7 protein-coding genes and 1 tRNA gene are annotated in these 8471 nt (G+C 62.0%); 2 read left to right on the plus strand and 6 right to left on the minus strand.

Annotated features, from left to right (window positions below):
* Positions 1–221: 221 nt before the first annotated feature.
* Positions 222–295 (plus strand) — tRNA-Gly (locus tag AC1DS6_RS41875).
* A gap of 502 nt (positions 296–797) precedes the next feature.
* Here AC1DS6_RS41875 and AC1DS6_RS41880 read toward each other — a convergent pair.
* From AC1DS6_RS41880 to AC1DS6_RS41905, 6 genes are all read right to left on the minus strand, one after another.
* Positions 798–1949 (minus strand): YgeY family selenium metabolism-linked hydrolase, encoded by a 1152-nt coding sequence (locus AC1DS6_RS41880; protein WP_477104720.1) that lies wholly within the window; start codon positions 1947–1949, stop codon positions 798–800.
* A 51-nt stretch (positions 1950–2000) separates the two neighbouring features.
* The gene (locus AC1DS6_RS41885) at positions 2001–3326 is read right to left on the minus strand and encodes an MFS transporter (protein ID WP_477104724.1); all 1326 of its coding nucleotides are present in this window, start codon (positions 3324–3326) and stop codon (positions 2001–2003) included.
* A gap of 112 nt (positions 3327–3438) precedes the next feature.
* Positions 3439–4383, minus strand: coding sequence for an N-carbamoyl-D-amino-acid hydrolase (locus tag AC1DS6_RS41890; protein ID WP_441629719.1), 945 nt, complete (start codon positions 4381–4383; stop codon positions 3439–3441).
* An 11-nt stretch (positions 4384–4394) separates the two neighbouring features.
* Positions 4395–5651, minus strand: coding sequence for a M20 family metallo-hydrolase (locus tag AC1DS6_RS41895; RefSeq protein ID WP_477104721.1), 1257 nt, complete (start codon positions 5649–5651; stop codon positions 4395–4397).
* Between the two features lie 2 nt (positions 5652–5653).
* Positions 5654–6886, minus strand: a complete 1233-nt coding sequence (locus AC1DS6_RS41900) for a diaminopropionate ammonia-lyase (protein WP_441629721.1) — start codon at positions 6884–6886, stop codon at positions 5654–5656.
* Between the two features lie 74 nt (positions 6887–6960).
* Positions 6961–7797 (minus strand): MurR/RpiR family transcriptional regulator, encoded by an 837-nt coding sequence (locus AC1DS6_RS41905; RefSeq protein ID WP_477104722.1) that lies wholly within the window; start codon positions 7795–7797, stop codon positions 6961–6963.
* A gap of 307 nt (positions 7798–8104) precedes the next feature.
* Here AC1DS6_RS41905 and AC1DS6_RS41910 point away from each other — a divergent pair.
* Positions 8105–8471 (plus strand): plasmid pRiA4b ORF-3 family protein (locus AC1DS6_RS41910; RefSeq protein ID WP_477104723.1); only part of this gene is annotated, 367 nt, incomplete at its 3' end.

Consider the following 8471-nt stretch of genomic DNA (forward strand, 5'->3'; position numbering starts at 1 on the left):
GATTCAATCGTCAACGCGTCACCCAAAAAGGCAGAAGTAAACGCGAGACTCAGACAGTTTACAAGTGCCGCTTCAAGTCCTTGAATGTAAACACTTTTCCGGGGCGCCAGGATCGCTTCGGTGGGTCAACGATGTGTATAACCGCATGAGGATAGGGTTGTCTAACCGAACAAATAATGCCACGCCGATTGGGGTAGTTGCTATCATGCCGCGCATCGCACGCGGGTGTAACTCAATGGTAGAGCAGAAGCCTTCCAAGCTTATGACGAGGGTTCGATTCCCTTCACCCGCTCCATCGGGCCTCTAGTTCATGCCTGGTTAGAGCAGCGGACTCATAATCCGTTGGTGCCGTAGGCCCACCAATCAGAGCTAGGTTGCCGGGCGACGGCAGCATGACGACGGCTCATGCGTTGACACAGCGAGTCGAGGCCATGGCTTATATGACGCCCGGCAACTTCGACTGTGCGACCGGAGTCCCGACTTGCGGTTGCTGGCTGACACCGGCGGGCTGGTGAGTCCGCTGCCACTTGCCTACAGCGGGGTGTTGGTGCAGCACAACCCGAGCTCGCAACATTTTCGGGTAGATCTGCGGCGGCTCGCGCGTTGTCCGCGTCTACAGCACTATCGCGCCGCCCACAGGCAACCAGGGGTTGGGTCAATGGCTCGAAGGAGACAAGCGTCCGTCATTCCGGTCCTCGTGGAGGAGTGGGATCTTCCCGCTCGGCTACTTCGATCATCCCGACGGGAAGCTTGCCTCGGACTTCTCCGTGCGGCAGTGCGAAAGCCGCCCGACTAAATCACTCCTTACCCGCTGTAATCAACGCCAGGTGCTTATAGACAGCGCACGCTGCCTCCAATTGATCCACGGCAATGGACTCGTCTATCGTGTGGGCGTCTTCTTCAGCGCCCGGGCCCAGGCCGATGGTAGGGATGCGACGGCGCCCGGCGGACTCGGAGCCATTGGTGCAGAAAGCCCAACTGCCCACGCGCGGTTTGATGCCGGAGCGCGTGACTGCTTCCACGGCGGCGCGTACCAGCGGGTGATCGTCGGCCTGTTGCCACGCGGGCAGCCAACGCGAAGGGCTAGCTCGTTCGCCGGTGAACGTCTCCACCTGATCTTCGCTTACCGCCAGCGTAAAGTCCTTCAAGCCCGCGGCTTTCAGGCAGGCGCTGATGCTGCCAAGGACATCCTCCCTGCATTCGCCGCTCAGGGTCCGGCGGTCGAAGCGAACGGTAGTGGAAAGCGGAATCATCGAGATCGAAGGGTACGGCGACGAAACGATATCGGTCGGTACCAGCAAGGCTTGTCCCAGGCGCGGATCGCCGGGCAACGCCAGTGTTTCCAGCGCAAGCAGTGCGCGGGCCGCCGCATGCAGCGGATTGACGCCAAGGTGCGGGGTGGCTGCATGCGCCGGCTTGCCGTGGAAGGTCAGCTGGATTTCCAGTCGACCCTTTTGCGCGGCCTTGATCTGGAGCTTTGAAGGCTCGCAGATGACAACCGCGGCGGGTACGCACGCATCGAGAACCGAGGACAGGGCATAGCCTTCGATCACTTCTTCGAGCACGCTGGCGGATACCGCCACACGGCGCGTGAGGCATCCCTCGCGTGCAGCAGCGGCAACACCGCAGATTGCCGCTGCAATCCCCCCCTTCATATCGGTACTTCCGCGGCCGTAGATCCGGCCTTCATGAAGGGTCCCGCCGAAGGGATCGAAGCGCCAGGTACCGGTCACGGGCACGACGTCCATGTGACCGTCGAATAGCAGTGCGACTTCGGCGTCCTCCGGGCCGATCAGGCCCAGGACCGAACCGTTCCGGTCCGTGGTCACGGAACTAAAGCCGAACTCGCGCATGCGCCGCGCCATCAGTGCTGCCATCTCCCCCTCCTTTCCGGAAAGGCTGGGAATGCGGACCATCTCCTGCGTCAGGGTAACGACATCGGTTGTCATGCTGAACTCCAATTTTGGGGGAAGGGACGCCGGGCGTCCCCACAAGGCCGGTTAGCGGTTCACCAGTGTTTTCGGCACGCGATAGACGAGGATGGCGCCGATCACCGTGAAGGAGGCGAGGAAGTACATGCCCCAGTTGGTCGAGCCGGTGAGATCCTTGATCCAGCCAATCGCGTATGGGCTGGCGAAGGCAGCCAGACCGGCGAACGCATTGATCGCGGCAATGCCGGCGGCGGCGCTCTTGCCTTCCAGGAAGGCGGTGGGCAGGCTCCAGAACAGCGGCGAGCAAACCATGCAGCCGGCCGCCGCAATCGATAGCATGGCAACGGCGAGTGTCGGGTTGTGGCTGAACAGCGTGCTCAGGGCGAGGCCGGTGCCGCCGATGAGAAAGGGAATGATCATGTGCCAGCGGCGCTCGCGGGTCGCATCCGAGTGACGGCACAGCAGCACCATGGATACCACGGCACAGGCGTTGGGAATCGCGGTCAGGAACCCGATCTCCAGAAGGGACACCACACCGGTGGATTTGATGACTGACGGAATCCAGAAGGCAAGCCCGGACAAGCTGGAAACCGTGCAGTAGCAGATCAATGCCATATGCACAACCCGCCGGTCCTTCAGCAGTTTCCACAGCGAGATATGTTCGACCTTTACCGCCTTCTCCGCCGCCAGGTTCTGGACAAGGCGTGCCTTTTCGTTGGCATTGAGCCAGGCCGCATCGCCGATGCGATCATCCAAGTACCAGAGCACGGCCAGGCCGAGGAGGATCGACGGAACGGCCTCGATCAGGAACATCCATTGCCAGCCGGCAAAGCCGCCATGACTGTGTAGGCCTTGCATGATCCCGCCAGACAGTGGCCCGCCCAGGATGCCGGCAAAAGGCACTGCCGTCATGAACACGGCAATGATCTGCCCGCGCCGGTGCGATGGGAACCAGTAGGTCAAATACAGAATGATCCCTGGATAAAAACCAGCCTCAGCCGCACCGAGCAGGAAGCGCAACACGTAGAACTGAGTGGCTGTCTGCGTCACTGCCATCGCTGCGGAGATGCAACCCCACAGGATCATGATGCGAGCCAGCGTTTTTCGGGCCCCAATGCGGTGCATCAGGACATTGCTCGGTACTTCAAACAAGAAGTATCCGATAAAGAAGACGCCAGCCCCGAGGCCATAAACCGTTTCGCTGAACTTCAGGTCGTCCAGCATTTGCAGTTTGGCAAAGCCGACATTGACGCGATCCAGGAATGCAGCGATATAGCACACCATCAGGAATGGCAGCAGGCGCCACGCCACCTTGCTGTACAGGGCATTGTCGTGTGCGGACACCGCACTTGCCCCAACGCGCGAAGCGGGCTTGACGGCGCCGGCCGTTTGCAGGGAATCACTCACTTTGTTCCTCCGTTGGTTTTTTAAGACAAAACGCTCCCCTGCGGGCGCCGCAAGGCGCTCGCTGAAATTATTGTTTTGGGAAGCTGGGTAAGACTGCCGGTCAGGCCACCAGATGCTCTGGTTCGATGGCGCCCCGACGCGAGGTGATCAGCCCATACGCATCCGGGCGGCGGTGGCGATCGAAATTAAACGTCGTAGTCTTATAGGAGCGGCAAAGATCGAGGTCGCAGCGAGCGATTGCCAGCTCGTCCCCTTTGGTCGAGCATGCCGCCACGATCTCGCCCGACGGGGCAATGATGCAAGTGCCGCCGATCATCTCGCAGCCTTCTTCCTTGCCGGCTTTGGCAACGCCAACCACCCAGGTGCCGTTCTGGTAGGCGCCGGCCTGCATGACGAGGTGGTTGTGAAACATCGACAGATCGTCATGCTCTGGCGCGGGCGGGTTATGTACCGGGGTGTTGTATCCCAACAAGATCATTTCCGCGCCCTGCAGGCCCATCACCCGGTAGGTTTCCGACCAGCGCCTGTCATTGCACAGAGCCATGCCGATCACACCGCCGTAGGCACGCCAGACGTCAAAACCGAGACCCGGTTCAAAGTAGCGCTTTTCGAGATGCTGGAAGTCGCGCCAAGGTTCATGCTCTGCATGCCCGGGAAGATGAACTTTGCGGTATTTCCCGACGATGGCGCCGTCCTGCCCGACCAGGATGGAGGTGTTGTAACGCCTTGCGACACCTTGTTCCAGCGCAAGCTCGGCGTAGCCGAGATAGAAACCGATTCCAAGCCTGGCTGCGGTCTCGAACAGCACGCGGGTTTCCGCACCAGGCATCTCGCGCTCGTAGAAAGCATCGAGTTCGGCCGGATCTTCCAGATACCAGCGCGGAAAGAAGGTGGTCAGCGCAAGCTCCGGAAATACAACCAACTGGCAGCCCATGGCATGCGCCTGGTGAAGATGCGCGAGCAGGCGCTCGACGACGTCCCGGCGGGAGTCGGCGCGTTGAATTGGCCCAAGCTGGGCGGCGGCGACATTGATATAGCGTGGCATGAATTGGACTCCTATTCCTTTTGTTCAGCTAGTTCGAGCAGCAAATCGAGCAGGACACTGGCGCCCGCCTCGATATCGCTGTCGTCGGTAAACTCGGCAACGTTGTGGGACAGACCGCCGACACTGGGCACGAAGATCATGCCGGCAGGACACATACGTGCCAGGATCTGTGCGTCGTGGCCGGCGCCGCTCGCAATGCGCTGTACAGTGTGGCCATGCCGACGGGCGATCGCTTCCACCCGGCCGATGATCTGGTTGTCGAACGCAACGGGGGCAAAGTCGGCAAGCGAGCGATGGGACAGCTTTACCCCCTCGTCTCGCGCCAGCTCGTGCGCAAAATCGAAGGTGCGGCGCACCGCTTCGGCCAGGATCGCCTGATCGGCATTGCGCAGGTCCAGCGTGAACACGGCCAGGTTCGGGATCACATTGACCAGGTTCGGCGAGAGCTTGACCTGCCCCACCGTTGCCAACTGGCCACTGCCCAACTCGCGCGCCAGGTCCCGCGCGAAGCAGGCGATGCGTGCCGCAACCAGGCCAGCGTCATGCCGCAGGCGCATCGGCGTGGTGCCGGCGTGATTCGACGTGCCTTCAACCGTGAATTCCGTCCAGTGAATCCCCTGCACGCCGGTGACGGCGCCAATTGTGACGCCCTCATGCTCCAGCACCGGTCCCTGTTCCACATGTAGCTCGACAAAGGCGTGCAGCTGATTCGTGCCGACCGGATGCGTGCCGTTATAGCCGATGCGCCGCAGATTCTCGCCGACCGTGCTGCCGTCTATGCCCTTGGTATCGAGCGCTTGCTGCAACGGGAGGTCGCCCTGGAATACCAGGCTGCCCATCATGTCCGGCGCGAAACGCGCACCCTCCTCGTTAGTGAAGAAGGCAACCGCCAGGGGCCGCCGCGTGGCGATGCCGGCATCGTTTAAGGCGGCCACCACTTCAAGGCCAGCGAGCACGCCGAGGTTGCCGTCATAGCGCCCACCGGTACGGACGGTATCGATGTGCGAGCCAGTCATGACCGGCGCAAGATCCTCACGTCCTCCCCGCACGCCGACCACATTTCCTATCGCGTCGATGCTCACCGCCAGCCCAAGCTCGCGCATCCAACTCACCACCAGATCGCGCCCGAGACGGTCCTCGTCGGTCAGCGCGAGCCGGCTGACACCGCCGCCGTCGATCGCGCCGACCTGCGCCAGCGCTGCGATCCGGCCCAACAGGCGGGGCAAATCGATGTGCGGCGCGGCAGTCCGATTCGTTGTCGTGCGCATCTTCAAGCCGCCATCCTGACTTGCTCGGGCGACTTCCCGACGATGCGCTGGTAAAGCTCCGCATCGGTGGCGCCCTCGCTGCCGAATACCAGGATGCGGCTGCCGGCGTCGAGGCCAAGCTGCGCGCGCACTTGTGCATCGCCAAGCGCGCCGAGGCAACCGGCCAGGCCGGCGACTGCGGATTCGCCCGCCACCAGCGGCGCGTCGCCGTAACGGCCGGCGGCCAGCAGCCGTACCGTCTCCAGCGCCGATTCATCGTCGATGGTCAGGAAAGCGTGCGCGCCAGGATGCAGGATCTCCCATGCCAGCAACGACACCTCGCCACAAGCCAGGCCGGCCATGACGGTGTCGAGATCGCCATGCACGGCGACTGGCTTGCCGGCACGGGCACTCTCGTACAGGCAGGCCGCCTTGTCGGGTTCCACCACGACAAAACGCGGGCGGGATGCACCGAGCTGCTCCCAGAAATGCGCGCAGACCGCCGCCGCCAGACCACCCACGCCGCCCTGCAGGAATACGTGCGTCGGAACTTGCCCAGCCGGAAGTTGTTGCAGCGCCTCATCGGCCATCAGGGCGTAACCTTGCATTACATCCTTCGGCACATCCATATAGCCTTCATAGGACGTGTCGGATACGACGAAGCGGCCCAGCCGCGCGGCATCGTCGGCGGCTTGCCGTACGGAGTCGTCATAGTTCCCGCTTGTGCGCACCACCTGCGCGCCATAGTGTTCGATGGCCTGCTTGCGTCCTTCGCTCACGGTCGCGTGGATGTAAATCACACACTGGCAGCCGAAGCGCTGGGCGCCCCACGCTACCGAGCGGCCGTGATTGCCGTCCGTTGCGCAGGTCACGGTGATATCACGCGCGATATCACGATAACGGCCGGACAGCAGGTCCTCGACCGAAACATCGGCACGGCCGGTGCGCGCTTCGATTTCGCGGATCAGCAGGCGGCTGACGGCGTAGGCGCCGCCCAGCGCCTTGAAGCTGCCGAGACCGAAGCGGTCGGCCTCGTCCTTGTACAGGACCTGCGCGACGCCGGCAGCCTTGGCCAGGCCCTTGAGCTCGCACAGCGGCGTGGGCGCATACCCCGGCCAGCGCTTGATCTGCTGTTCCGCACGCAGATAGGCTTGCCCGCCGAGTATCGCTTGCTGTCGCTCGCTATATTTTGCATCCGGTTGCACCGACGGATTCGCAGCGCATTGCAGGCGAAGGTTGGGAAGCAGTGAATTCAAGACAGTCTCCTCAAAAAAGAGTGGGAGCCCGTTCACATGGGACGAGGAACGGACGTTTACATGCGATTGGTGCCTTAGCGGTGGAGGTCGCCGTAGTGGTCATGCAGGGCTTCGATCTCCTCCAGCCTGTGACGCGCGGCGTCTCCCAATGCCAGCGCAAGGCTGGTGCCGAGATGGTTGATCAGGCTGATCGCCGCGACATAGGAGTCGAATCCGGCGGCGCCATGGTTGACGCAGCGCAGGACGACGTCGGAGCGGGCGGGCAGTTCCGTAGCGCTGGGATCGGTCAGGATGACGACCTTCGCGCCGACGCGATTTGCGTGCTCCACCATTGGCCGCAGCAGCGTTACGCGGCGACGGAAGTCCATGACCAGAAGCACATCGCTGTCGCCAAGGTCGGCGAGATCTTCGGCTAGATTCAGCCCGGCACCGGGCACCAAAGTGATGCCGCCGCGCAGTTGCGTCAGCAGCGCCCACGCATACTGCGCCAGCACGCGGCCATTGCGAAAACCCGCGACGCAAATGCGGCTGGCGCCAACTAGGAGGGAGATCGCGCGCTCGACATCGGCCGGATCCAGGCGATCGAACGTCTGCGCCAGGTTTTGTAGATCATTGGCCAGGTGGGCCGCAAAGGGCGCGTCCGAGGACGCGGGCGGCTGGACGCCCGCAAGCTCGTACAGGGGCGAGCCACGATCGCTTTCGTCGCGTACCAGCGCACGCACCTCATTGAAATTCTCATATCCCAACCGGCGGAAGAAACGCCCCGCGGTCGCCTTGGAAACGCCCGCCTTCTGCGCTAGCTCGGTGGCCGAGTAAGCGGCGAGGTTGCCGATGCATTCAAGGGTTACCTCCGCGAGCCGTCGCTCGCTCTCCGTCAACTGGTCGTGCAATTCGAGGATCTTGTCTTGCAAGGGGGAGGCCATCAGGTCGCATCCTATGAAACATTAGTTTCATAAATGTATACGAATGAAACTGAAGTGTCAAAAGCAAATTTTCAGTGGGTAATTTGTGCTTATTTGATATCTTTTTGGGGAATTTACCCTTTGTCAGCCCGGCTGGGAGAGCCGCGCCAAAGCGGGGCTACGGTCCGGTCTTCTCTCAAGAAAATAATGAGCCACCTGCCACGTGCTCATGTGGTTTTGTCGCAGTAAGGGGAGACCGCGCCAAAACGGGGGCAAACAACCGGACCACCGCCGAGAGGCCAATGAGGCACCAAAAATGCGCATGGCTTCCGTTCCTGGGCCGGCGATCTCCGTCCTTCAACTTCGAATTGCTCTGAGCGCCCTGAGCCCGCCGGTTTGGCGACGCGTCCTCGTTCCTGAGCACTTGACGCTCGGACAATTGCACAATGTCATCCAGGTAGTCATGGGCTGGGCCGACGAGCATCTGCACACGTTCGGCATTCGTGGCAGGCGTTACGGCAAAGCTCATGAGGCCGTCTTGCAGTTCTCCACCGCGGCAAACGAACTGCCACTGACTGCGTTTCGTCTCCGCGAACACGAAGGCTTCGTCTATGTGTATGACTTCAACGCGTGGTGGCGCCACGAGATACGGGTGGAGCGGCGTAGGCTGCGGCAACATCCTG

The organism is Cupriavidus sp. 05L310, from assembly GCF_056398185.1.